The sequence below is a fragment of the Pseudoalteromonas sp. 23_GOM-1509m genome (assembly GCF_000518425.1).
In the GTDB taxonomy this organism is placed as follows: Bacteria; Pseudomonadota; Gammaproteobacteria; order Enterobacterales; family Alteromonadaceae; genus Pseudoalteromonas; species Pseudoalteromonas tetraodonis.
In genome coordinates this window covers 418,618-443,825 of record NZ_KI912432.1, presented here as the reverse complement: position 1 = coordinate 443,825, position 25,208 = coordinate 418,618, and the positions used below count along the sequence as shown (strand labels likewise).

General features: G+C 38.3%; 24 protein-coding genes. 5 read left to right on the top strand and 19 right to left on the bottom strand.

The annotated features are described in order from the left end of the window. Window positions 1–52 precede the first annotated feature (52 nt). Window positions 53–751 (top strand): hypothetical protein, encoded by a 699-nt coding sequence (locus N523_RS19070; RefSeq protein ID WP_231485826.1) that lies wholly within the window; start codon window positions 53–55, stop codon window positions 749–751. Window positions 752–1,147: 396 nt separating this feature from the next. Here the strand turns inward: N523_RS19070 and N523_RS0112645 are convergent, their stop codons facing one another. From N523_RS0112645 to N523_RS0112620, 6 genes are all read right to left on the bottom strand, one after another. Beyond that, window positions 1,148–1,573 carry a DUF1090 domain-containing protein gene (locus tag N523_RS0112645; RefSeq protein WP_028835245.1) on the bottom strand — a complete coding sequence of 142 codons (426 nt, stop codon included), beginning with the start codon at window positions 1,571–1,573 and terminating at the stop codon, window positions 1,148–1,150. A gap of 27 nt (window positions 1,574–1,600) precedes the next feature. Then, window positions 1,601–2,569 carry an ATP-dependent 6-phosphofructokinase gene (locus N523_RS0112640; RefSeq protein WP_028835244.1) on the bottom strand — a complete coding sequence of 323 codons (969 nt, stop codon included), beginning with the start codon at window positions 2,567–2,569 and terminating at the stop codon, window positions 1,601–1,603. 185 nt (window positions 2,570–2,754) lie between these two features. Then, window positions 2,755–3,327, bottom strand: a complete 573-nt coding sequence (locus tag N523_RS0112635) for a tRNA-(ms[2]io[6]A)-hydroxylase (protein WP_013464932.1) — start codon at window positions 3,325–3,327, stop codon at window positions 2,755–2,757. 74 nt (window positions 3,328–3,401) lie between these two features. Beyond that, entirely contained in the window at window positions 3,402–4,034 is a 633-nt protein-coding gene (locus N523_RS0112630; RefSeq protein ID WP_024602504.1) for a sulfotransferase, read from the bottom strand. 6 nt (window positions 4,035–4,040) lie between these two features. Continuing rightward, window positions 4,041–4,940: a hypothetical protein gene (locus tag N523_RS0112625; RefSeq protein WP_028835243.1), complete on the bottom strand. Its 900-nt coding sequence runs from the start codon at window positions 4,938–4,940 to the stop codon at window positions 4,041–4,043. 6 nt (window positions 4,941–4,946) lie between these two features. Beyond that, entirely contained in the window at window positions 4,947–5,315 is a 369-nt protein-coding gene (locus tag N523_RS0112620) for an MAPEG family protein (protein WP_024602502.1), read from the bottom strand. Between the two features lie 120 nt (window positions 5,316–5,435). On the opposite strand from N523_RS0112620, the gene N523_RS0112615 reads away from it, so the two are divergent. Beyond that, window positions 5,436–6,797 carry a DUF2254 domain-containing protein gene (locus N523_RS0112615; protein WP_028835242.1) on the top strand — a complete coding sequence of 454 codons (1,362 nt, stop codon included), beginning with the start codon at window positions 5,436–5,438 and terminating at the stop codon, window positions 6,795–6,797. 85 nt (window positions 6,798–6,882) lie between these two features. On the opposite strand, the gene N523_RS0112610 is transcribed toward N523_RS0112615, so the two are convergent. From N523_RS0112610 to ggt, 3 genes are all read right to left on the bottom strand, one after another. Then, on the bottom strand, window positions 6,883–7,593 hold the full coding sequence (locus N523_RS0112610) for an SIMPL domain-containing protein (protein ID WP_028835241.1): 711 nt from the start codon (window positions 7,591–7,593) through the stop codon (window positions 6,883–6,885). A gap of 111 nt (window positions 7,594–7,704) precedes the next feature. Then, a complete protein-coding gene (locus N523_RS0112605) occupies window positions 7,705–9,399 on the bottom strand; it encodes an NAD-dependent malic enzyme (RefSeq protein ID WP_028835240.1) in 1,695 nt (564 codons plus the stop codon). Window positions 9,400–9,767: 368 nt separating this feature from the next. Next, complete coding sequence (ggt, locus tag N523_RS0112595; RefSeq protein ID WP_028835239.1) at window positions 9,768–11,546, bottom strand: gamma-glutamyltransferase; 1,779 nt, start codon at window positions 11,544–11,546, stop codon at window positions 9,768–9,770. Between the two features lie 97 nt (window positions 11,547–11,643). Between ggt and rrtA the strand changes: the two genes are divergently transcribed. After that, window positions 11,644–12,237: a rhombosortase gene (rrtA, locus tag N523_RS0112590; protein WP_028835238.1), complete on the top strand. Its 594-nt coding sequence runs from the start codon at window positions 11,644–11,646 to the stop codon at window positions 12,235–12,237. Window positions 12,238–12,275: 38 nt separating this feature from the next. Here rrtA and N523_RS0112585 read toward each other — a convergent pair whose 3' ends face one another. From N523_RS0112585 to N523_RS0112550, 7 genes are all read right to left on the bottom strand, one after another. Then, window positions 12,276–14,777, bottom strand: coding sequence for a S9 family peptidase (locus N523_RS0112585; RefSeq protein WP_028835237.1), 2,502 nt, complete (start codon window positions 14,775–14,777; stop codon window positions 12,276–12,278). A gap of 105 nt (window positions 14,778–14,882) precedes the next feature. Continuing rightward, window positions 14,883–16,052 carry an endonuclease/exonuclease/phosphatase family protein gene (locus tag N523_RS0112580; RefSeq protein WP_028835236.1) on the bottom strand — a complete coding sequence of 390 codons (1,170 nt, stop codon included), beginning with the start codon at window positions 16,050–16,052 and terminating at the stop codon, window positions 14,883–14,885. Next, window positions 16,052–16,981, bottom strand: a complete 930-nt coding sequence (locus N523_RS0112575) for a YeiH family protein (RefSeq protein ID WP_028835235.1) — start codon at window positions 16,979–16,981, stop codon at window positions 16,052–16,054. The genes N523_RS0112580 and N523_RS0112575 overlap by 1 nt, the downstream gene beginning before the upstream one ends. Window positions 16,982–16,985: 4 nt before the next feature. Then, window positions 16,986–17,210: a DUF2798 domain-containing protein gene (locus tag N523_RS0112570; protein ID WP_013464944.1), complete on the bottom strand. Its 225-nt coding sequence runs from the start codon at window positions 17,208–17,210 to the stop codon at window positions 16,986–16,988. Window positions 17,211–17,279: 69 nt separating this feature from the next. Then, a complete protein-coding gene (locus N523_RS0112565) occupies window positions 17,280–18,425 on the bottom strand; it encodes a 5-(carboxyamino)imidazole ribonucleotide synthase (protein WP_028835234.1) in 1,146 nt (381 codons plus the stop codon). 2 nt (window positions 18,426–18,427) lie between these two features. After that, window positions 18,428–18,910 (bottom strand): 5-(carboxyamino)imidazole ribonucleotide mutase, encoded by a 483-nt coding sequence (purE, locus tag N523_RS0112560; protein WP_013464946.1) that lies wholly within the window; start codon window positions 18,908–18,910, stop codon window positions 18,428–18,430. Between the two features lie 153 nt (window positions 18,911–19,063). After that, window positions 19,064–20,650 (bottom strand): ABC-F family ATPase, encoded by a 1,587-nt coding sequence (locus N523_RS0112550; RefSeq protein WP_076916071.1) that lies wholly within the window; start codon window positions 20,648–20,650, stop codon window positions 19,064–19,066. A 618-nt stretch (window positions 20,651–21,268) separates the two neighbouring features. Here N523_RS0112550 and N523_RS0112545 point away from each other — a divergent pair. Further along, entirely contained in the window at window positions 21,269–22,477 is a 1,209-nt protein-coding gene (locus N523_RS0112545; protein WP_028835233.1) for a porin, read from the top strand. 96 nt (window positions 22,478–22,573) lie between these two features. On the opposite strand, the gene N523_RS0112540 is transcribed toward N523_RS0112545, so the two are convergent. Next, window positions 22,574–22,756 (bottom strand): hypothetical protein, encoded by a 183-nt coding sequence (locus tag N523_RS0112540; RefSeq protein WP_024602491.1) that lies wholly within the window; start codon window positions 22,754–22,756, stop codon window positions 22,574–22,576. Window positions 22,757–22,867: 111 nt separating this feature from the next. Between N523_RS0112540 and N523_RS0112535 the strand changes: the two genes are divergently transcribed. Next, complete coding sequence (locus tag N523_RS0112535; protein WP_028835232.1) at window positions 22,868–23,389, top strand: TetR/AcrR family transcriptional regulator; 522 nt, start codon at window positions 22,868–22,870, stop codon at window positions 23,387–23,389. A 333-nt stretch (window positions 23,390–23,722) separates the two neighbouring features. Here the strand turns inward: N523_RS0112535 and N523_RS0112530 are convergent, their stop codons facing one another. Beyond that, the gene (locus N523_RS0112530) at window positions 23,723–24,595 is read right to left on the bottom strand and encodes an alpha/beta hydrolase (RefSeq protein ID WP_028835231.1); all 873 of its coding nucleotides are present in this window, start codon (window positions 24,593–24,595) and stop codon (window positions 23,723–23,725) included. Next, entirely contained in the window at window positions 24,592–25,101 is a 510-nt protein-coding gene (locus N523_RS0112525) for a GNAT family N-acetyltransferase (RefSeq protein ID WP_028835230.1), read from the bottom strand. The genes N523_RS0112530 and N523_RS0112525 overlap by 4 nt, the downstream gene beginning before the upstream one ends. Window positions 25,102–25,208 lie beyond the last annotated feature (107 nt).

Below are 25,208 nucleotides of genomic sequence, written 5' to 3'. Positions count from 1 at the left end.
CCCTGTTGATACGTTAGCTGATGTTTTGTCTTGTAACGTAAATGAGGCTAATTTGATTATTAAAAATGGGTTTCTGAAAACTCTACGTTCAGCAAAAACAGGTGTAACAGCTCAAGTTGACATAAGAGAGTTAAACGCAATTGTTTTAAAGGTTGATTTTCAAGAAAATGAAACCTTTGCTAATAACCTCTTAAGTAACGATTTTTTGAAGTTGTTTTACTGTGATTTGGCAGACGTATTCGAGATGGTACGCAATACACCTAAAATATTTACTCAGTCGAAATCTACAGATGGTTTTTTCAAAAGGCTCAAAGTTAACGATACAAGACAGTTTTTAAAAACAATCCTTTCTATATATGAAGGAAGACTTGACGAAAAGGTAACTGAAGCAGAAGCTGTCACTTTGTTTGGTTTTACTCAAAAAGACCTCAAGGCACTTTGGCAGCAAGAGTTGGCCTATTCCCTACCTTGGCAACAAGGAGCAACTTATTTTAGAATCCGCGATTTAGAAAATATTGAAAACAAGGTATTCAATCTAAAGCGATACTGCTTAGTTAGAAATATTGACTTTGGTAACCTTAAAGCCGAAATGTCAAAAAGTAATATTGATCCAATTGTTGGTGATTCTTTCTATCAATGTAAGACTCAAGCGATTACCTATATAAAGGAAGGGAAAAGTATCCAGCCAATTAGAACCTTTAAAACTAAAAGGTTGAACAACTGGCCATTTCAACAAATCCAGCCAGCCTAAAACTCTCTATTTAAGTGGGCTAAAAATAATAATAATCGCCCCGACTCCAAACCAGTATCACAATTTATTCCTTTTTATGTTGCAATTCTAATATTCTTGCCGTAGATTATTATTAGATAAATTAAATAAAAACAGTGGGTTGAGAAATAAATCTCACTTTATGAGTCGCACGACCCCAAGAGATTCAGCTTAAGAGTCCCAAATAGGATTTTAGGATCTCGCCTTAACTGTCCCAGCTCTTTAATCTCAAGGCTGTCTGATCTCAAGTTATGAGTCTTTTGTCAATCGGCAATTACGTCACTTATAAACATGGTATTTTAGCCCTTTTATTTGCACATTATTTATTTATAGTAATATGCTCTACTTTATTAAATATAAAAACGCTGTAATGACATTTTAATCAACCAAGCTATTTAGCTCATCAATTAATTGCTTAAGCTGTTTAGTTTCGTCGTTTAGCTTTTGCTGATACTTTTCAACTTTGTCATGCTTACCTTGGCGCTTAGCTTTTTTAAGAGCGGTTTTATATTCTTCAATTTCGCTATTGGTATCATCTATTTTTTGTTGTAACTCTGCTTTTAATCCATCCTGGGTGCAGTATTCGTTTATATTATTGAGTGCTTTATTAAGACCTGCAGCTTGGTGTGAATTACCTTGGCGTTTTGCAGTTAATAACTGGTGGTTAACTTCACAGGCTTTTTTCGCACACCCCGTTAAATCTGCACAATCATCTTTGGCCAATACGACTGTTGAACCGGCAAATAAAAAACTTATTGCAATACCTTTAATAATCGTCATTTTAGAGTTTTTATTATCTCGCATTGGTCATTATTCCTCTTTAATTCATTGTTAGCGGCAAAATACAGATAACAGCCCTTGCAGCTCTTCATTTATAACATGTTGTTTTACAACATCTTGCATAGGAGTATTTGATACTTTGTTATTTAAAATACCCACCATTTTAGCGCTTTCTCCAGCACATAAAGCCTTAACACTGTGTACGCCTAATCTTATTGCTAACATACGATCCGCTGCAGATGGATTACCGCCGCGTTGTAAGTGCCCTAGCTTAGTTACGCGCAAATCTATACTGGGATTAACGGCACTTATTTTCTCACATATATGTTCAACGCCAATTTCATCACCTTCAGATACCACCACAATAAAAGCATGCTCACTGTGATAATCGCTAATTTTATCCACTAAATAAGTTATGTCTTCATCACTTTCAGGTATTAATATCGAATCGGCGCCAGAGGTTAAACCGGCATAAGTGCCAATATAACCAGAATCACGTCCCATTACTTCAATAACAAACACCCTATTATGTGATTCTGCAGTATCTCTAATATTATCAATACATTGCATTGATGTGTTTACTGCGGTATCAAACCCTAAGGTGTAATCTGTACCCGCAATATCATTATCAATAGTGCCTGGAATGCCTATATACGGTATGTCAGTAATTTGTGATAACCATAAACACCCTCTAAAGGAGCCATCTCCACCTATCACAATTAAAGCGTCAATATTATTATGTTCAATTGTGGCTAGTGCTTGATTTCTACCGGCATCACCTCTAAATCTTTCACTACGCGCTGTTTTTAACACAGTACCACCTAAGTGCATGGTTTGTTGTAGGTTTTTGAAATCAAGTGTCACTAAATCATTATCAATTAAACCCTCAAACCCTTTTCGAACGCCCGACACTTTTATTCCGTGTTGTTGAGCGGTTTTTACTATGGCAAATAATGCGGTGTTCATCCCAGGCGCATCGCCCCCTGAGGTTAATACGGCAATGTGTTTAATTGGTTGCATCGGTTCACATCCTTCGACAAGCTAAACTTTAATAATTCATAATAGCTGTTTATGAGTAGGCTGTGTAAAGTAAGCGCAGTAAAGTTGATCTACTTAGGGTTTATTTGATTGTTTAATTAGTATGAAGGGAGTAGTTATAAATTGAAAAGTTGGTATGTTGCTTTTAAAACAACATACTGTGATTTTTAATGGAGAGCCGCTGTAAAAGGAATGTTTTTACAAATTTCGGCTTCTATTGTTAGTAACTCGTCTAAGCGTTCGTCAACTTCTTGCTTATCAAAGTATTCGTAGGCGAGTTCCACAAATAAATTTTTATGTTTTTCTTCTGATTTAGCAATTGCGACATAAAAATCTTTTTCTTTTCCTTCAGGTAGTGCCTCGGCAACTAAAGAAAAACGTTCATGTCCCCTCGCCTCAATTACCCCACCTACTAATAGTCTGTCCATTAAAAAACCGTCACGACCATGCCTAAAGTGTGCACGAATTTGTTTAATGTATGGATCTTTTTTATCGTCACCCAAATTAGTATCGCGTTCAATTAATAGTTTAAGTACTTGTTTAAAATGAATTAACTCTTCAAGAGCTAAGTCAGTCATGGCTTTAACTAATTTACGCTTATCCGGATAATGTGAAAGCATTGACATAGCCATGCCAGATGCTTTTTTCTCAGCAGCAGCGTGGTCTTGTAAAAAGGTTTCGAAGTCAGCTAAAACAACTTCGGTCCATTCAAATGGCGTGTGGTATTTTAATTCAAACATAGGGATACAACTTATAAAATAATGCGTGGATTTTAGCGTATTTAAAAATAAAAATCTTTGGTTGCGATTTAAATTTAACTTTCATAAGGCAAAAACTTATCAATCCGCCCTTTCGACGTTGACTCAATTTTTAATGGGTGCTTTATATCATTCCATGCAGTGACTTTACCGCCCATGTTCATTTTTTCAAAGCCAGCTAAGCTGCTGGTAATATTTAAAAACTCACATAGCTTATTAAAACTCTCGGGATTTGCTATGTCAATGGCTAAAAAATCATTAGGCCGGTCAGCAAAATAAGCATTAGCACTATTAAAATGAGTGTTATAACAATTAGTTAAATATTCATCCTGATTAATGTTTTCGAGTGAAAAATCACTAAACGTATTTAAGTAACAGCGCTTTAAATGAATATTAAAGCCCCCATCAGCACGCGTTAAATTAGTATGCATACGCAGTAAAAGCTGTTTGATTGAAGGCAACCACGCGCTAAGTTCTCGCTTTAAATATACAAATTTAGAACCTGGGTAATATTTATCTAATGTTTGATAATCGTTAAATACGGGTGTGTCTGCGATAGCCACCGCATTTTCAAAACAAGCGTTAGTGTAAGCAGTATGGGCAGTAGGTATACCAAAATCTAAAAATGCATTACATACGCTAGTCGTCCCAGTGCGTGGTAAACCAATAATAAATATTTTTTGTGTCATGGCGTTTTAAATGTCTTTTTCTGAAAACCAAAGTGATGCATCATTAAGGGGTGTTAATGCGGGTAACTGATTGTTTTTTAATTTAATGATGATTTTATTTTTTATATCTGCATGCTCAATCGCACTGCGATGATAAGCCTTAAACAAACGATCAAACTCACCGTTTTTACGCATAATAGCTAAGCCTTTCTCAACCGCTTGCGCTATTTCGGGCTTTTCTTTACTAAAAAAGAAGTAGATTGCACTTGGGTATTGCAACAATAAGTGTGGCACTATCGTGAGGTTCGCACCGGCTTCATCTTTAAAGGTATTGAGCTCAGTTTCAACCTCTAACACAGAACGAGGAAATACATCACCTCGGCCTTTTATCAACATATTAAATAACGAACTATATTCGATTGATGTCGATACAGTTAAACCGTTATCCTGCAGTATTTGTGTGTCAGGCCAATCATGCCCTTGAATAAAATGTATGCTTTTAAAGTCGCTCAGGGTATTGATGTTTAATAAGGTATTCACTTTATCCTGTGTAGTTACCAAAACACGCCACCCATATAACCCCTTAAATATAGGCACTCTAACGGGTAGTAATTGTTGCTCACGCTGTTTAGAGGTCATGGTCCAAGCTACGTTTATTTCATCATTATGAAGAATTTGCTTTAACGAGCGGCTCTGTGGCATCGAAATACTTGAGGGTTGTAATGTAAAATTTTCTCCGCTGAATTGCAGAGCTGTTCTTAATAGTACTAACGGGTAAAAAATTTCATCTTCACCACTGCGCATTGTTTTGGGGTATACAACATGCAAACTAGAAACGGTGTTTTTGCTATTATTTTCTATTGCCCATGCAAATGATGTCAGCGAACTGAAAAAATAAACACATGTAAAAACAATAGCTAACCGCATAATCGTTTATCTACTTAAAAGTAATAACACCGCGCTTACTATCACAATAGCAAAGGTGATCATCATGCTCAATCCACGTGCCTTTAAATTATTGTTAATAATGGCAGAACCATGAACAACACGGCTGATAAATAATAAACCGCCTAGCGCATGCACATAATGACTTGCTAACCCCTGATACTCCAATAAAAAAACTAAAATTAAGCTAATGGGCACGTACTCAATAAAATTACCATGCGCTCGGGTTGCACGTTCAAGCGCGGTATTACTGCCATTACCTAACGAAATCCCTTCGGCTTTACGTATTTTTATAACATTAACACTCAAATAAATATAATAAAGGGCCAATAAGGCCGCATAGCTCGATATGATCACAGTATAGTCCATTTAATTTTTCAGCAATAATAACACATAAGTTAAGCGGTAAATCAGTAGTTTTATCATGAACTATGCTAGAGTAATTTATACATTGGAATAGTAATAAGTAAGGATAATATGTATTTAAGAACAAAAATCACCAATCACTATCGTGAAATAATAAACAGTATTGGCTTTTATCCCTCACTCCTGTCAGTTGCGTTTTTAATTTTTGCTGTACTCACTATGTCTGTTGAGTATTTAGCCCCTATTGAGCAATTTAAATCATTAATCTCATTTGTATTAGTAGACAGTGCAGAAAACGCACGAACCATATTAAGCACCTTAGCTGGCAGTATTATTTCGTTAACCGTATTTAGTTTTTCTATGGTGATGGTGGTTTTAAATGCGGCCAGCGCTAGCTTGTCACCCAGAGTCGTTCCTGGGCTTATTACCCGTAAATCGCATCAAATGGTATTAGGGTTTTATTTAGGCAGTATTATTTATTCTATTATAATGCTCATTAATATTAATAAGTTAGATAACGGAAATACGGCAATACCCTCATTAGGGGTACTCTTTGCGTTAATTTTTGGTTTGATTTCTTTGGGCTTGTTCGTTTTTTTTATTCACTCTATTTCAAAAGCGATTCAGGTTGATAACGTATTAAATGGTTTATTTAGACAAACCAAACAAGAGATCCAAGACATCATCAACAAACAAGGCGATAACCCCGTTGATAACTTTCCTGAATTTTCAAATTGGCATTCAATAAAAAGTACTACTGAGGGTTACTACAAAGGGGTTCACACAAATAAGCTGTGTGCTATTTTGGCTGAAGAAAAAATAGAACTTTTTATTACCGTTAAGCAAGGTTACTTTACCGTTAAAGGCTACCCGTTCTTAAAGTGTAATAAAGACATTTGTGAAAACGAAGAGTTAATAGAGAAAATCTTAGACTGCTTTATTTTTTATATAGAAGAATACATTAGCGATCATTACCGTTATGGATTAACCCAAATTTCTGAAATTGCGGTTAAAGCAATGAGCCCAGGGATTAACGATCCGGGCACAGCGGTTAAAGCTATTGATATGCTGAGTATTTTATTGATTGCTCGCCTAAAGATTAATGCGATTAACTACGCATGTTATCAACCAGAAGAAGCCCCTTTGCTCTATTTTCATGAAACCAGTTTTGATGAATTACTGCACGATAACTTCACTCCTTTGCGTAATTATGCCAAAGCAGATGCCTATGTAATGACCAACGTTATTGAAGCATTTAAAAATATTTTGTTTATTGCCAACGAGGATGTTGAAGCTCGAAACAGTGTGTTTAATTATTTAGGTGCCATTGTTGATGATATTAATCAGCACATTTGTAATGAGTATGACCGACGAGAAATTAGAAATATGCTACAAGCAATAGTGCGAATTAGTGAGTTACAAGGTAAGCAGTTGGTGGCACGTTTTGAGCAGCACCGACCTATTAGCGAGTAAGCTTTGTAGAGCTATTTATTCTGCCGAGGGGCAAAGAGTTATCGCCCTCGGCAGCGCCTATTTGGTATTGAAAGATCATCAAACCCTAATCTATATAATAAATTGCATAGCTTGACGCGCTAATTGTAATTTCACCCGCATGATAGGCATCAGGGACATAATTACCAGGTGCACTGTCTGCCATCATTACTTTTTCACTGCGCATGTACGGTGTAGATCGCATATCAAGCGGGGTTAAAGACGCGCTATATAAGCCTTTTAACTCTACATCAAAGTCGTCACTTAGCTCTTTTGCCGCGGCTTTGGCTTGTTTAATTGCCATTTTTTGTGCTTTTTTATGCAGCTCATCGTAGTTGCTAGCTAAAAATTGCGTTTGTCTAATTTCATTAATGCCATTATTAACTAAGCTTTGTAGTAATTCAGGGTATTTATTAATTGCAGAGAGTTTAATAGTGAGCGTTCTTGATACTTTAAAGCCAGTAAACTCTTGTTTACCTGTTTCACGATTATATTGGTTATCACGGTATATAGAAATTTGACCGGCATTAATATCCGCATCATCTACCCCGAGTTTTTTTACTAAACTTATTGCACTGGCCATAGTGGTATCGGTTTGTTTTTTTGCTGCAATTAAGTCTTTATCTATTTCAGTAATGCCCACCGTTAATAAAACATGATCCGGCATCGTCGTTAGTGAAGCTTCACCTTTAACATAAATATGCGGCTCTTCTGGGGCGTTGCTCGCATAAGCTGATGTACTGAGTAATGCGGCGGTTAAAATCGAAAGCGTTTTCATAAGTCTATCCTTTTAAATTTGATTGCCTCAGTTAACACCTTATGCGGTTAATTAAAGATGAACAAGCATAAAAAAACAGGCAAAAGCCTGTTTTTTTAATCTCTACTGTTATTAAATGCTACAACGCTTGTAGTTACGGTATTTTGGTAACCAGTAGTTTTTGTCGATGGCTGCCCACAGTGCATCATCTGAAATTTCAAGGGCTACGCCCTCTTCAATTGCTTTTTTAGCCACTGCAAACGCAATACGTTTACTAAGCGTTTCAATTTCAGTCAGTGCCGGTAGTAAGCTGCCTTTACCTGTATTAGCTAAAGGTGACGACTCAGCCAACATTTCGCTCGACATTATTAGCATCGCATCGGTAATACGCGTCGCTTTGGCGGCAATAACACCTAAGCCAATACCTGGGAATATATAACTATTATTACATTGTGGAATTGGGTAAGTCACGCCGTTATAAACAACTGGGTCGAATGGACTGCCAGTTGCAACAATTGCTTTGCCATCGGTCCATTTAATTACATCTTCTGGGTAGGCTTCTACTTGTTTAGATGGGTTACTTAACGGGAAAATAATTGGCGATTCACATTTAGCATGCATAGCGCGAATGACTTGTTCGGTAAATAAACCAGGTTGGCCAGATACACCAATTAAAATATCTGGTTCAGCACAATGCATTACATCTAATAACGACGCGTATTCGCCGCTGTAAGTCCAATCTGCTAGGCAGCTAGTTGGTTGTGCAAGCATTTGTTGAAAGTCGCGTAAGCCTTGCATACCATCTGTTAATAAGCCAAAACGGTCAACCATAAAGACTTGGCTACGTGCCTGTGCTTCACTAATACCCTCAGCAACCATAGTGCTAACAATTTGTTCAGCAATACCACAGCCTGCAGAGCCTGCGCCTACAAAAACAACTTTTTGAGTTGATAATTTAGCACCTTTAACACGACATGCTGCTAATAAAGAACCCACAGTGACCGATGCAGTTCCTTGAATATCATCATTAAAGCTACAAATTTCGTTGCGGTAACGCTTTAATAATGGCATTGCATTAGGCTGAGCAAAATCTTCAAACTGCAGTAACACATTTGGCCAGCGACGTTTAACTGCTTTAATGAATAAATCTAAAAACTCATCGTATTCATCTTGTGCAATACGTTTATGGCGGGCACCCATGTACATTGGGTCGTTTAATAATTTTTCGTTATTGGTTCCCACATCGAGCATAACCGGTAACGTATAGGCTGGGCTAATACCGCCACACGCGGTATACAAAGAAAGTTTACCAATTGGAATGCCCATACCGCCAATACCTTGGTCGCCAAGGCCTAAAATACGCTCACCGTCGGTAACAACAATCACTTTTACTTTGCCTTTTGTGGCATTACGTAAAATATCGTCAATGTGAAAGCGATCTTCATAGGAAATAAATAAACCACGGGCACTGCGATAAATATCAGAAAACTTTTCACACGCATCACCCACCGTTGGGGTGTAGATAATAGGCATCATTTCTTCGATATGATCGCGCACTAAGCGGTAATAAAGCGTTTCGTTGTTATCTTGAATGGCGCGTAAATAAATGTGCTTATTTAAGTTGTCGTTAAAACTTGAGTACTGCTGGTAACAACGCTCAACTTGCTCTTCTATTGTTTCGTAACGAGGAGGAAGTAAACCAGCAAGATTAAAGTTTTCACGTTCTTTTTGGCTAAAAGCACTTCCTTTATTCAATAGCGGGGTTTCAATTAGGCCTGGGCCAGAATAAGGAATATAAAGATAATTTGGATCGGTATTTGTAGTCATATTTCCAAGCTTTACTGAATCTTAAGTAATGATCTGCCATTATCATTGTTAAAGGCTAAATTGCAATGACATTTAAGCTTGTCAGACCATTGAAAATTTACAAATACAAGCGCTACTTTAGTATAAAGCCACTCATATTTGGTGAATATGTTAGCTGGCTGTTGTGAGTTTATAAAAATTAAAACGGGCATTAGACCAGCGTTTGCTGTGTGCAATGATTACAACAGTGTCAGTTATTTTTAGATTTGCTAATTTTTTACGTTAGTTAACATACTATTTTCAATCAAATAATCATTAACTATTAAACTGTTACATAAATAACAGCAGGTAATACATTAGCTGCAAACCTGCTGTTGATTATACATGTTTTAGAATTTAAATGAGGCTTTATTATTACTTAAATCCGATAATGCCATCCCTTCCCTGCGAGGATCGGCGGCGCCATACAAACGGTTGTTTTTAACTTCTACCGCATGCAGCCCAGAGTTTAAGTCAATCACGCGCACATCATGGCCGCGCTTTTTAAGCTTTGGTACCACCGCTTCAAGTGCAGTGCCTTTTTCTACGCTGGTGTAGTCGTTGCGATTAGTGGTTCGCGGTAAATTAATGGCTTGTTGCGCATTCAAATCCCAATCTAAAACGCCAATAACAACTTGCGCAACATAATCAATAATACGACTACCACCAGGAGAGCCGACCACTAAACGTAAGCTCCCATCTTGATTAAATACCATCACGGGTGACATTGAGCTGCGCGGACGTTTATGGGCTTCTACTCTGTTAGCCACTAACTTGCCATTTTTACGCGGCGAGAGTGAAAAATCAGTCAGCTGATTGTTTAAAATGAAACCATTAACCATGACCGTCGAACCAAACGCCATTTCTATAGAGCTGGTCATCGAAACAGCATTGCCTTTGCTATCAACAATCGAGACATGTGACGTAGACGGAAGTTCAAAAGAGTCATCATTTGCGTAGCTTAAGTAATCAACTGGATCACCAGGAAATGCTTTTTGATCTTTTTCAGTGATCAATTTTGCGCGGGTGGCGATATAGTCTTTGTTTAATAACTCCTCGGTAGGGACTTGGGTAAAATCAGGATCGCCAATGTATTTATTTCGATCGGCAAACGCAATGCGCGATGCTTGGCTAAAGTAATGAATAGCCTCTGCGCTATTAGCTTTAATATTGGCCATGTCTTTGTGTTCAAGCAAGCCTAAAATTTGTAGCACTGCAACACCGCCACTACTAGGTGGTGCCATTGAGCACACTTTGTAAACGCGGTATTTAATACATACAGGGGCGCGCTCTTTGCTGGTGTAGTCAGCAAGATCTTGCTCAGATAATTTACCCGGTGCAATTTTTGATTTCTGCACTGCACTAACCATGGCTTTTGCATTATCACCTTTATAAAAAGCGTCAATCCCTTGTGAGGCAATGTCTTTGTATAAATTAGCAAGCGGCTGATTTTTTTTAATACTGCCTACTTTGATCACTTCACCATTGGGAAAAAAATACTCATTTATGACCGGCATACTCATAACACCAGGGTTTAACTGCCTAACGAGTAAACCATGTAATCGTGGGGATACTTCAAACCCTTGTTCAGCTAGCGAAATAGCTGGCTTAAATAACGTTGCCCATGGCAAGTTACCATATTGTTTATGGGCACTGGCAAACGCATGTAAAATACCTGGTACACCCACCGAGCGACCACCTACAACTGCTTCAATCCATTTAACAGCTTTGCCATGTTCATTTAAAAACAGGTTTTCATCGGCATTACTGGGGGCTGTTTCGCGACCATCAAAACTGGTGAGTTTATTGTTAGCTTTGTTGTAATACATCATAAACGTACCACCACCAATGCCTGATGATTGCGGCTCAACTAATGTAAGCACTAATTGGGTGGCAATAGCCGCATCAACGGCGCTTCCGCCTTGGGCTAAAATGGCCTTACCCGCTTGTGAGGCATAAGGATTTGCAGCTGCAACCATGTATTTATCGCCAGGTACTAACTGCTTTTGTACTACCCCTGTGGCGGCTTCTGGTTCACGGGTTTCAATTTGGCTTGCTTGCTGTGCAAATAAAGGTAAAGACAGTGCACTTAAAGAGAGAGCAAATAAAGAGTTGAGCTTAAAATTCATAATTACTGATTAAACTTAAATTGCATGGAAGATAATTGGCATCTTAAAGTTAAACAGGCACAATATGCAAAAATAAATATAAAAAAATGATCATTAAATGCTTAATTTACCCCTTCAGCCGCGTTATGTTTTACCCCCCTTGTGTTTAATTGTATTAAGTACGCTCTTAGCATGGCTTGGTATGAACAATGAGCTTGAGTTTAATCGCCCATTAATTGAACAAGGCCAACTATGGCGCTTATTTACCAGCCAATTTGTGCATGCTAACTGGGCACATTTAGGTTTAAATTGTGCTGGTATAGCACTTATTTGGTTATTGCACGGTGAATACACTACACCTAAGCAATACAGCTTTAATATTGCACTCCTTGCGCTTTGGTGTGGCTTGGGGGTTTATTGGTTTTGTCCAACAATCATTATTTATACAGGGCTGAGTGCGCTATTGCATGGCGTGATCGTGTGGGGGGCGATAAAAGATGTCACTGTTGGGTTAAAATCAGGTTATATCTTGTTTATTGGCGTATGGATAAAACTTATTCTTGAGCAAGTTAATGGTCCAAGCGCAGAAATAGGTCAACTTATTCAATCAACGGTGGCCGTTGATGCGCATTTAATTGGCGCAATTGGTGGGGTTATATTAGCTGTGCCGCTGGTTGTAAAACACATCAAAAACGATACTAAACACAGTTAAAAAAACGCCACATAAGTGGCGTTTTTATTTTTAGTCGATTACAGCGTTTCTTTAAACAGTTTATAAATTCGACGGTATTCATCTAACCAGCTCGAAGGCTGAACAAAACCATGCGGTTCTACTGGGAAGATTGCTGTTTCAAAGTTTTCTTTTTCAAGTTCTATTAAACGCTGTACTAAACGCACTGAATCTTGAAAGAACACGTTATCATCAACCATAGGCGCATTTATTAATAAATGCTTTTTAAGCCCTTCTGCATAATAAATAGGTGAACTACGCTCATAGGCAATCGGGTCAACATCAGGGTGATTCAAAATGTTAGCCGTATAACCTGTGTTGTAATGAGCCCAATCAGTCACTGGACGAAGCGCTGCGCCTGATTGAAACAAGTCTGGTGCGGTAAATAACGCCATGAAGGTCATAAACCCACCATAAGAGCCACCGTAAGTCCCTACCGCTTGGGTATTAACATTGGCATTATCCGCCATCCATTTTACGCCATCGGCTAGATCTTGTGTTTCAGGTGTTCCCATTTGGCGATAAATAGCCGTTCGCCAATCACGACCATAGCCTTTAGATGCGCGGTAATCCATATCCATTACTACATAACCTTCATCTGCTAGTAATGAATGGAACATAAATTCACGGAAGTAGCCAGACCACCCCATGTGTGAATTTTGCAAGTACCCTGCACCGTGGTTAAAAATAACCGCTTTGCGGGTTTTGCCTGTTTCACCCTCTTGGTAATCAGCGGGGTAATAGACTTTGGCGTATATGGGCTGATCTGTATGACTTGATGGCACAGCAACAATTTTAGGCGCTGTGAGTTTTTTAGCTAAAAACGCATCAGATACCGTATTGGTTAAACGAGTCGCGGTTGTGTTTGCTTTAGCCTCTGCCACATAAAGTTCAGTCGGCATAGTGATTTTAGAATGTCTAAGTAATAACTTAGATTGATCAGGGCTTAAGGTGTAATCCGTCATACCGTTTAAGTCGGTTACTTGCTCACTAACACCTGTTTGTGGATTAACGCGGTATATTTCGTAAAGACCCGGATGCTCAATATTCGCTTTATAATAAATAGCACTATTGTCATCAGTAAGCGTTAAGTCAGACACTTCAAACTGACCTTGTGTTAAAGCCGTAGCCTTGCCATTTAAAGATTTTTTATAAAGCTGACTGTACCCCGACTCTTCCGATAAATAATACAGCGTGGTTGAGTCATTTAACCAACCAAAGTCGTTAAACGCATACGCAATCCACGCATCGTCATGTAAACGGTGTTGAGATACGAGTTTGTTATTTTCAAAATCAACAGTGGCCAACCAACGATCTTTGTTATCCCATGCTTCAAGCATAATCGCCACTTGGCTGCCATCATCGTTCCAGCTGATAGGCGATTGATCCCATCCCCAGTCTGAAATTACATTAATACCACGCGGTTGTTTCTTAGACTTATACGTTTTGCCTTCGCGGGCATAGTTTTCTTTTTTAACCTCAGCGAGTACATCTTCATCAAAACCAGGCAAGGTATTAAACCCTAAAGTAGTTTGGCTTTGATCTGCAAGGTTAATATAAACAATTTCAGAAGTTTGCTCTTTAGCGTCAGCCACACGACGGCGAACTTTTTTAGGCTCTATAGTCGCATCATCAGTGATGTAGTTAGGCATAATATCGCCTTCACCACGCCATGAACTTTTTTCTTGAACAACCACAATTAACGCGTCGCCATTTGGAGAAAGCTGGGCTTCATCAACCGTGCTGCCATCACCTAAATAGTAATGCGTGTTGGAAATTGAGCTATTTTGGGTTTTAACTTGCTCATTTCGCGCATACTTATCTTGTTTGTTTTTATGCTGCAGTGCAATGTAATCAATCAGCTTATGTTGCTCTTTGGCAATATAAGTTGTTGGCTCTTTTACGCCTTGTGGTTTGTCAGCCAGTTTTAAATTAGCAATTTCACGGGTTAAACCTGTGGTTAAATCTACTTTAAAAAAGATATTACCTTGGCGATACGCTAAATTACCATCGTTTAAAAATTGTGGTTTTGATTCGGTCGCAGAGCTTTGCGTAATTTGCTTGATTACGCCTGACTGTACGTTTTTAATAAATACGTTGCCCTCAAACACATAAGCTTGCAGTGATTTATCGTTAGAAAAAACAGCTTTACTTGAGCCTACACTGTGAAGCTGATTTAAAGCCACTTGCTCTGCTGTTTGAGCGTTTACAGCTTGAGTGAATAAGTCTCTTAGCTCACTGCCTTGTTGTTTACGCGCGTAAATAACGGTACTTGAGTCAGCACTCCAAAATGCACTTTGCGGTTGGCGTCCAATCCAATCAGGGTGAGCCATCGCTTGTTCAAGCGTAATTTTTGAGAAACCCATGTCTGCAGGTGTGTTAACAACACTTGCAACCTTGGTATTTGTTTGAATAGCTGAGTCATTAGAAGTTGTGGCGGTTGCTGTACAGCCCGCTAACATAACACTTGACGCAACAGCCATTGCGACAAGTGTTTTAGAAGATGAAAATTTAAAAATCATAGTGCTTCTTGACGGTTATTATAATTAACCGTATTTAAGCAGAAGCACCTTTATAATTGCAATTATTTAAGATAAACAACGCTGATATCGGGGTGAGTAACCCGTTTATTCAACCGTTAAATCAAGCCATACCATGCGGTGGTCGCTTGATGCATTTCTATCTTTGATTAAACGGTACAATTCGCTTTGTTTTTTAGGCCAAAACACACCACCATCTTTAATGGTTAATCCATAATTTGAAGGCAGAACGTAATCAACGCGCGCTTGCCAGTTAGCGGTGTAATTTTTAGCATAAGCTTGTGGGTATTGCTCTTTAGCGCCCTCACTGGTCGGAATAAATCCGGCATTAATCATCGGACTTTTAAGTAATTGATCCGTTGTATTTGTGCGCTTTTTATCGCCTTCAGGGGCAGCATTTAAGTCACCTAAAATCACAAAGCGTGATTTTGCTGCAAGGCCGCCCTTTTTACCGTTATCGTCATACAGGTAACTTTCGTTATTAACGTAATCAGCAATTAATCTAATTTCATCATGATTACGAATGCCGTTTCTGTCTTCATCACCATCAAACACAGGCGGCGTAGGATGCGAGGCTAACATGTGAACCACTTTATCATTTACTTTTACCGGTATATCCCAAAACGATTTAGAGCTTAAGCGCAGCGCCTGCCATTCTTCTTCGTTATACCAATTTGTATTGGTTTTTGGGTCTACCGGCATTTTCACATTCGGTAAATCTTTGTGTTTAAACGTTTGCAGGGTTCTGATGTTGTCAAAATCAATCGGGTAACGTGACAAAAACGCCATTGCGTAGTGGCCTTCAAAAAATCCAAAACCTTGTGCATCGCCCATCACACCATTTTTTTTGCCATCGTTGTCTAAATCAAATTCTGTGGCTAAGCCCGTGTTAACCGGTGCAATGTAAACATAAGGGTAATCGATAGCCGCTTGATCATTTTGCCCTACATTTAAGTAATGGGTTTTAAAGTATTCTATCCCTTGTGATTTAGGGACGTAGTCAAATTCATTTAAAAGCACCACATCTGGACGAACGCGTTGGATTATTTCAGCAATATTTTTAATTTGCTGGTGGTCAGAGCGCAGCGCGTTAACTAAGGCATCGCTTTTTACTTTTTCATTTTTAGCGGTGTAATTGGTTGCATCCATACTGACATTAAACGTTGCTACACGTAATGACTCTGCGTGAACATAGCTTGCTGAAACCAATGACAATAAAAAGCCACCAATAATTTTAATACCGAGATCATGTCTCATTATATGAATCCATCTAAAATTAATAATAAAATAATACTGCTAACCACGATCCAAAGAATCACAGCCATTAAAAACGGTTTAATTCCCGCTTGCTTTAGTACCGATAACGACAAACCACTGCCAATTAAAAACAAAGTCATCACTAATATTTGTTTCGCTGCAATGTTTATCAGTTCCCAATAAGATGAAAGCGACGGCACATAGGTATTAATTAATGCGGCTAATAAAAAACCTACAATAAATAATGGAATACTCGCCTTTTCATCTGAGCGCATAAACACACCCGCAAGCGTGGTGTATGGAATAATCCACATAGCACGAGTAAGTTTCACTGTTGTTGCTATGCTCAGTGCCACTGCACCATAAGTAGCCGATGCACCTACCACGCTGCTGGTATCATGAATTGCAAGTGCAGCCCATAATCCAAACTGCTCTTGGGTTAATTCAAAATAGTGCCCAATTGCAGGGAACAATAATAACCCTACACCATTGAGTAAAAATACGATACCCAGCGCCACAGCCACTTCATGATCTTTGGCTTTTATAACCGGTGCCATGGCCGCAATAGCGCTACCACCACAAATAGCGGTTCCAAAGGAAATTAACACGCCTGTGTTACGATTAAGTTTAAACACTTGAGTTAAAATTTCGCCAAGCCCAATTATGGCAGTAATACTGACAATTGTTAACACTAAAGAGCTGCGACCAACCTCAATTACCTGATTAAAATCAACAGCAAACCCCAGCCCCATAACCGCCAACTTTAGCATCCATTTACTGGCCTTTTGTGATAACTCAGCAAACGGGTTACCCAAGGTAATCGCAAATAACGCCCCCATAACCAAGGCACTACCAGCGCCAATAAATGGAGTGATGCACAAAGCCAGTAATATTATAAATACAGGTTTATGTAATTTAGCGATAATCATAACGTTAAGCGCGAATGAGTTTATTAGTCAGTTTATGGACAACAGGGGCAACAAATATAACCGTTGGAAAGGCAATACAAAAGGCAAATAACCACGCTTTAAGCCAGATAGATACGATGTTATCGACCATACCAACATTAAATAGAGAAATAACTAACGACATAAAACCTGACATGAAAAGTGCCATAAAAAAGGCAAACACAATAGTACGAAACTTTGGATGGATCATTGAAAAGAACCTTTAGAAGGTAAAGCGATATATTGAAGTTAAGTTCAATTTATCGCTTTGTTTTTTAACTTATAATAGCGATTTGCTGGTAGCTAATACACCGGGGTAATCTTGCTCTGGTAAACACATTGCGAGTTCACCAAGGCGTTCACCTAATTGCTGTAAATTATCAGCAGATACATTAATGTGGCCCATTTTGCGACCAGGTTTTACACTTTTACCGTACCAATGGCTGGTTACATCTGCTGTTTTTAACACATCAGTAGGGATTTGTGCTTGGCCTAATACATTTATCATAGCAGTCGGTTGCTTAAGTTGCGTACTACCTAAAGGTAAGCCGGCAACAGCGCGCATATGGTTTTCAAATTGCGAGCAATGAGCACCTTGTTGCGTCCAATGGCCTGAGTTATGAACTCGCGGCGCAATTTCATTAACCAGTAATGTACCTTGCACATCAAAAAACTCAATGGCGAGTACACCCACATAATTAAGCTCATTCGCAATTCGGGTAAATGCCGTGATTGCTTGTTGTTCTAGTTGGCTATTATTGTTTTTACCTGCAACCGAAAGCGTTAACACACCCTCGGTGTGCTCGTTTTCAGTTAATGGATAAATAGCAACATGGCCGTGTTTATCGCGCGCACCAATAATAGAGACTTCACGATCAAACGGGATCATTTTTTCTGCAATTATGGTGTGCGGAGCGTGCTCAGTGCCTGATGCAATAAAATCAGCCATTTCAGCCCAAATTTGCTCAATTTGATCGTCTGATTTTAAGCGCCATTGGCCTTTACCATCGTAACCCGCTTGGCATGTTTTAATGACTAATGGCTTACCAAGTGTTTGAACCGCGAGTTCAAGATGCGCTTTTTCAGTAATTAATTGATATGGCGCGCATGCAACAGCGGTTTTATCTAGGAGCGCTTTTTCAAGCGCACGGTCGCCACCGGTTTTAATGGCTTGTTTGCCCGGATAAAACTTATTGCTATTACAACACTGTGTAAGTACATCATCTGGAATATGTTCAAACTCGGCCGTAATAGCATCAGCGTTTTCTATCGCCTGTTCGAGCGATGTTGGGTACACTTCGTTTGTAAGCGGATGTACAATCTTTTTGCTGCCTACATCATAAGCAACCACATTTAAATTAAGCGGTGCACCGGCTAAGCTCATCATTCGTGCTAGCTGCCCTGCCCCTAAAATTAAAATATTCATGATCACTCTGCAGGATTTGGGTTAGCTAAAACAGTCTCAGTTTGTTCTTTACGGAACGCTTCGATTTTTGCGAAGATTTCTGGATTTTGACATCCTAAAATTTGTGCCGCTAATAAACCTGCGTTTGCAGCACCGGGTTCACCAATAGCAAGAGTACCTACCGCAACACCTTTTGGCATTTGGCAAATAGATAACAGAGAGTCTACACCGTTTAGCGCTTTAGATTTAACGGGTACGCCTAAAACTGGCAGAGATGTAAACGCTGCCGCCATTCCCGGTAAGTGCGCCGCGCCACCTGCGCCTGCAATAATAACTTTAATACCGCGTTCTGCGGCTGAACTTGCGTAATCGGCAAGTAATTGAGGAGTGCGGTGGGCAGAAACCACTTTAGTTTCATACTCAATGCCAAATTTTTCTAGCATAAGGGCGGCGTGTTCCATGGTTGGCCAATCTGATTTAGAACCCATAATAATGCCAACAGTCATAAATACTCCTCAGTAATGTATTTTAAAAATAGCGGACTTATGTCCGGTTTTATGGCGGGTATTATATACTTAAATGCTGCACTAATGCGACCAGCAGGCAATAAAAAAGCCATGTTAAACATGGCTTTTTTTAAACAGCGAAACAATCAGCAATTAAGCTTCTTTACTCGCTAAATATTCTGAGTAGTTACCTCTAAAGTCGATAACTTTACCGTCTTTAATTTCCCAAATACGGGTGGCAACTGATGATACAAACTGACGGTCGTGTGACACAAACATCAAGGTACCTTCATACGCTTCAAGTGCTAAGTTAAGCGCTTCAATTGATTCCATATCCATGTGGTTGGTTGGCTCATCCATTAATAAGATATTTGGTTTATGCATCATGATTTTACCAAACAGCATACGACCTTGCTCACCACCAGATATTACTTTTACTGATTTTTTGATATCGTTTTGTGAAAACAACATACGACCCAAGAAACTACGAACAACTTGCTCATCGTCGCCCTCTTGTTGCCATTGCTCCATCCACTCAAACAAATTCATGTCTTTTTCAAACTCATCGGCATGATCTTGTGCATAGTAGCCAATGTTTGCATTTTCAGACCATTTAAACTCACCGCTTTTAGGCGCTAAACGTCCTGCTAAGGTGTTAAGCAATGTGGTTTTACCCACACCATTTTCACCGATAATAGCAATACGCTCGCCCACTTCAACTAAACCCTCAAGACCTGAGAATAAAGTTTCTTCAAAACCTTGCGATAAGCTGGTCATTTCAAGCGCGTTACGGAATAACTGCTTTTCTTGTTCAAAACGAATAAAAGGTGTTTGACGTGACGACGCTTTTACTTCGTCTAATTGAATTTTATCAATTCGTTTTGCACGTGAAGTGGCTTGCTTTGCCTTTGATGCGTTGGCAGAAAAACGCGATACAAACTGTTGAAGCTCTGCTATTTGGCTTTTCTTTTTGGCGTTTTCACTTAATAAACGTTCGCGTGCTTGAGTAGCTGCAAACATGTATTCATCGTAGTTACCCGGGTAAATACGTAGTTCACCGTAGTCAATATCGGCCATGTGCGTACATACCGAATTTAAAAAGTGACGGTCATGCGAGATGATGATCATGGTACAGTCACGTTGATTCAATACATCTTCAAGCCACTTAATTGTATAAATGTCCAAGTTATTGGTAGGCTCATCGAGCAGCATGATATCAGGGTCTGAAAACAAAACTTGAGCTAGAAGCACACGAAGTTTAAAACCTGGTGCAATTTCTGACATAGGTCCGTAGTGCTGCTCTGTAGCAATACCCACACCTAATAGTAACTCACCCGCTTTAGATTCAGCCGAGTAACCGTCCATTTCAGCAAATTCAGTTTCAAGATCGGCTACTTTCATGCCGTCTTCTTCACTCATTTCAGGTAGGCTATATATACGGTCACGTTCTTGTTTGATATCCCACAATTCTTTATGACCCATAATCACGGTATCAATAACAGAATATTCTTCGTAGGCGAATTGATCTTGGTTTAGTTTAGCAACGCGCTCATTTGGATCAGTACTTACGTTACCCGAAGATGGTTCTAATTCACCACTAAGGATTTTCATAAAGGTCGACTTACCACAACCATTAGCACCAATTAAACCATAACGGTTTGATTCGCCAAATTTAGCTGAGATATTTTCAAATAACGGTTTAGCACCAAATTGCATGGTGATGTTAGCTGTACTAATAATAGCGCTACCCTCCAAGGGAGACTGAAGTATTTAAATTGCGCGCAGTTTAAACCAAACCACCGTTTTTTTCTATGAAAGTTTATAGCACCAAACTCAAAGTAAACGGTGGCTGTTTATTAACTATAAAAGCAATTAAATAGCCAAAGTACTGGGCGAGTAAATGTGCTAAAAAGGTGAGTAAAACTCATTATTGTACTGTTGATGCAGTAAAAAAATGTTTAATAAAAAAACAACTAGCATAAAACCCTTTATAAATTATTTAATCGCGTTTACAGGCGACTTGGTCGCATTTTACTTTTATTAACAATTAATACGGCTATATTAACGTTTTTTATAGTATTAGAGTTTTAGCTCTACCCATGCCGATAGGTGCAACTATGAAAAAAATTCAACACTCCCTCTCCTGCATTTAAGCCTAATGTCTTATTCCAAAATTAAATGGCAGTTTATACGGCTACAAAATAAAAACAGCATTAACTTAAAATGAACAAGCTGCGTGTTTTGTGCTAATTGTCATTGATAATTTTTCACTTTTGATCCTTTTATTGCTTTGCTAGTCTGCACGACTTCGAATTTAGTAATTATAAAAACGTCTTTAATTTAGGCAAGGCACACACAATGAAAAGAAAATTAGTATCGCTAGCAATTGCGGGTATTTTAGCTGCTCCAAGTGTTTCAGCAGTAGAAGTGTTTAAGGATGAAAAAAATACAGTCGCAGTAGGCGGATATATTGATGCGCGAGTGATAAATACTCAAGGTCAAAACGAAATCGTCAATGGTGCCTCACGAATTAATTTTGATTTTAAACGCCAACTAAAAAACGGCTGGGAAGCAATGGCTTTAGTTGAATGGGGTGTCAACCCTGTTGGCAGTAGCGATATTGTATACAACAACCGTTTTGAATCTATTCAAGATGAGTTTTTATATAATCGTTTAGGTTATGCAGGACTTAAACACGATAAATACGGCCAAATTACGATTGGTAAACAATGGGGTGCGTGGTTTGATGTTGTGTATGCAACAAACTACAGCTATGTATGGGATGGTAATGCTGCCGGTGTTTACACTTATAACAAAGACGATGGTGCAGTAAATGGTACTGGTCGTGGTGATAAAACACTGCAATACCGTAATAGCTACAACGACTTTGACTTTAGTGTTCAAACTCAGTTAAAAAATAGCGCTTTTTATACTTGTGATGTAAGTAATATTACAGAATCACAATGCCAAGCAAATTTTGAGTCTGGGGATGCTGCTGCACAACAAGTTGAATTTAACTATACGTTTGGCGGTGCAGTAACCTATAACGTGACTGATAAGCTAAAACTGACCGCGGGTATTAACCGCGGCGAGTTTGAATTAACCTATGGCGACGGAACAACCCGCTCTGTTGACGATTTAATTTATGGTGCAGGTGTTATTTGGGGCAATATTGATGCGCCAGGCTTGTATGTAGCCGCTAATATAAACAAAAACGAAAACCACGATACAGATAACATAGGTCGTTTAATTAAAGATGCGATTGGTATTGAAACATTTGTGTCGTATCGCTTTGATAACGATTTTAGACCATTTATTGCCTATAACTTATTTGATGCAGGTGATGACTACGTAATTCAACCAAACTTTAATGCCGATCCTAACGATGTATTTAAGCGTCAGTTTGCAGTTATTGGTGTGCATTACTTAATTGACCAAGACACACAACTTTATGTAGAAGCACGTAAAGACTTTGGTGATTTTGAAAGTAATAATAAACAGCAGCAAGCGCTAATGGAGCAATCTGAAGATGACGGTATTGCTTTTGGTTTTAGATACGTTCTTTAATATAAGTTGAGCTTTCAAGCTTAAAAGCACAAAGCTAAACTTAAAGCCCTGCAAAATAGCAGGGCTTTTTTTCGATTTGTTTAGTTGAAGCTTGAGCTATTTTTTCTTAAATGCTTTTTTTAACGCACGCGTCCCCTCTGTTGGCCCTAGAATAAGCCATAAAAAAGCAACCCCTCCTGGGACTAAAACTGCTTTTAATATTGGCCCTAGCAAATAAGAATAAAAATAAATTAGTGGAATAAAAAGTACATAACCAATAACACGTTTGATAAACTTCATGTAACATCCTTATAAAAATGAGCGCGCTCACAATATTAATTGAGCGCGCTCAATTAATCAAATAATGATTTAGCCCTTTTATTTAACAAACAAGTAAAGCATTGAAATATAATGAGTAAAAAAGAAAAGACACGCGATAAAATTTTAGCTTCAGCATGGGAATTATTTTTGCTGCAAGGTTACGATCACACATCAACAAGAGAAATAGCGGTTGCAGCCAATGTTGCTGTAGGTACAGTGTTTAGTCATTTTGAAAATAAAATTGATTTATTGATGGCCGGTATGCAACAACAAATAGCCGTTATTATTAACCAAGCAAAGCAGTTAGATACGCAGCACTCCCCTCGCTTAAAGTTACGTCATTACGCTCATCCGCTTTATTCTTTTTATTGTGAAAATAGTGAATTTAGTAAGCTATTAATTAGCGACATCATTTGGAGAACGTCTTTTTTTAAAGCGCAGATGGATGAGTTTAAACAACTGCTTTTTAGTGAACAACCGAAGTTTGATGAAACAAAAGCAAGCGTAATGATGGACTGTTATTTTATGACCTTAATAGATGGGTTAAACGATCCCTTACCAAATGCTGAAAATATGCTTAGACAGTTAAGTAATAAAATAGCGCTTTTGTAATTAAGTCCTAAACGTATAGATCGGTGCTGATATAAATAAAGCACCGCCCACCTTTTTTGTTATTTAAATTCTTTATTTAACGATCCAGATAGCCAAACTCAATAAGCGTTATAAACCCACCACTCCACTTATGAGTAAATCGATAATTTATATTACGCCATTGCTAAGATTACATTTAAACACAATTTAGTATGATGTGTTCTTACATGTGTTACCTTACATCCACCAGCCATTTACACCATAAAATAATTTATAGCAAAACGGCTTAACTGTACATATATACAGTTAAGCCGTTTTGCTAGTACTACTTTTAATTAAAGTTTAACAATATTATTAATTAATAAATTCATCATAGGCCATTAAAGCCCCCGTAATACTCAATGCTGGATTATCATTATGCTTTGCATCAGGGTTTACTTTACTGCCCCACACTAACCAGTTACTAGTATGGCTTACTAAACTTTGCTCCAAGTTATTATACGCCTCAAGCATTAATTTATGCTCAGCCCCGCCAACAGTAAAATATAATAAGGCGGGTCTATAGTAGCTCTGTGTTTTAACTTGTAAAAAGGTATTAAGATGATTTACTACGGTCATATCGTCATACCAAGCCGCAGGGCTAAATGCAAAGTAACCATTAAATAGCATTGGTTTGGTGTGCAGCGTATATAAAGTAAAACTGCCCCCTGCCGAAAATCCCGTTAATATACGGTTTTCAGTTAACCTGTAGTTAGCCTCTAAATAAGTAAGTAGCTCTTGCTCTATAAAAGCTAAAAACAAATCAGCTTTACCAAAAATTTCTGACGAAGTTTCATGTTTAGGTCGAGGATTTGTATTAACGTCCTTCCTTGCATAAGGTGGTACAAGATCACGATTTCGGGTATCAGTAAAAAACTGATTAGGTATAGCAACTAAAATAGCCTCATTTAATATACTTTCAGGATTTAATGCTTTTAGCGCTTTATCCCAATTAGCTAAATTAAAATTACCATCTGTTTTTATAATAAGTGGATACGCTTTATTTTTATCAAAATCATCGGGGAACCTTATAAATACCTTACGAGACTCATTAAGCACTTTCGAATCTAAGGTTACATCAACAAAGTCTGAAACATTATTTTGATAATAACTACACCCAGTTATTGCAAACCAAAATACACTAACAGCAAACAATACATTTAAAATAATCGCTTTTTTAATTCTCATGCGCCATCCATTTTAGTTAATTGCTTATGCCAAATACCATTGTTTAATTGCTCGTTTAACACAAACCCAAGCTTAGTCAGTAAATTATAACTACGAACGTTATGTCCGTGAATTTCAGCATATAATTGCTCTATCTTTAATACACTCGGTATCTGGCTCATAAAACCGCGCAGCACTTCTTGCATTAAACCTTGCTGCCAATAAAAAGGATCGAGTTCGAAGCCCAAATAAGCACTTTTGGTTTGTTTACATATTTTATATAAGCCACATGTACCCAGTAGTTTGCCACTCATATTATGTTCAATAGCGAGTCGAATCACTTCACCTTCGTAATATCCGCTTATATCATCTTGAATTAATTGTTTAATATGGTCTTTGTTTAAAGGTGTTTTATAGTCATTAAACTCATACACTAACGGGTTATTTAAAATAGTTAATAACGCTGAGCCATGTTTGTGAGTAATTAAACGTAAGGTAACGCGAGGTAATTTTATAGTTTTAAACATGCTAATGCCGTACAGAGTAAACAAGTTCAACCACTGCAGCATTATAAATAACTACAGCGCTTTAAATAGAACTTTATAGAATGGCATTATTAACTTACCATACTGTT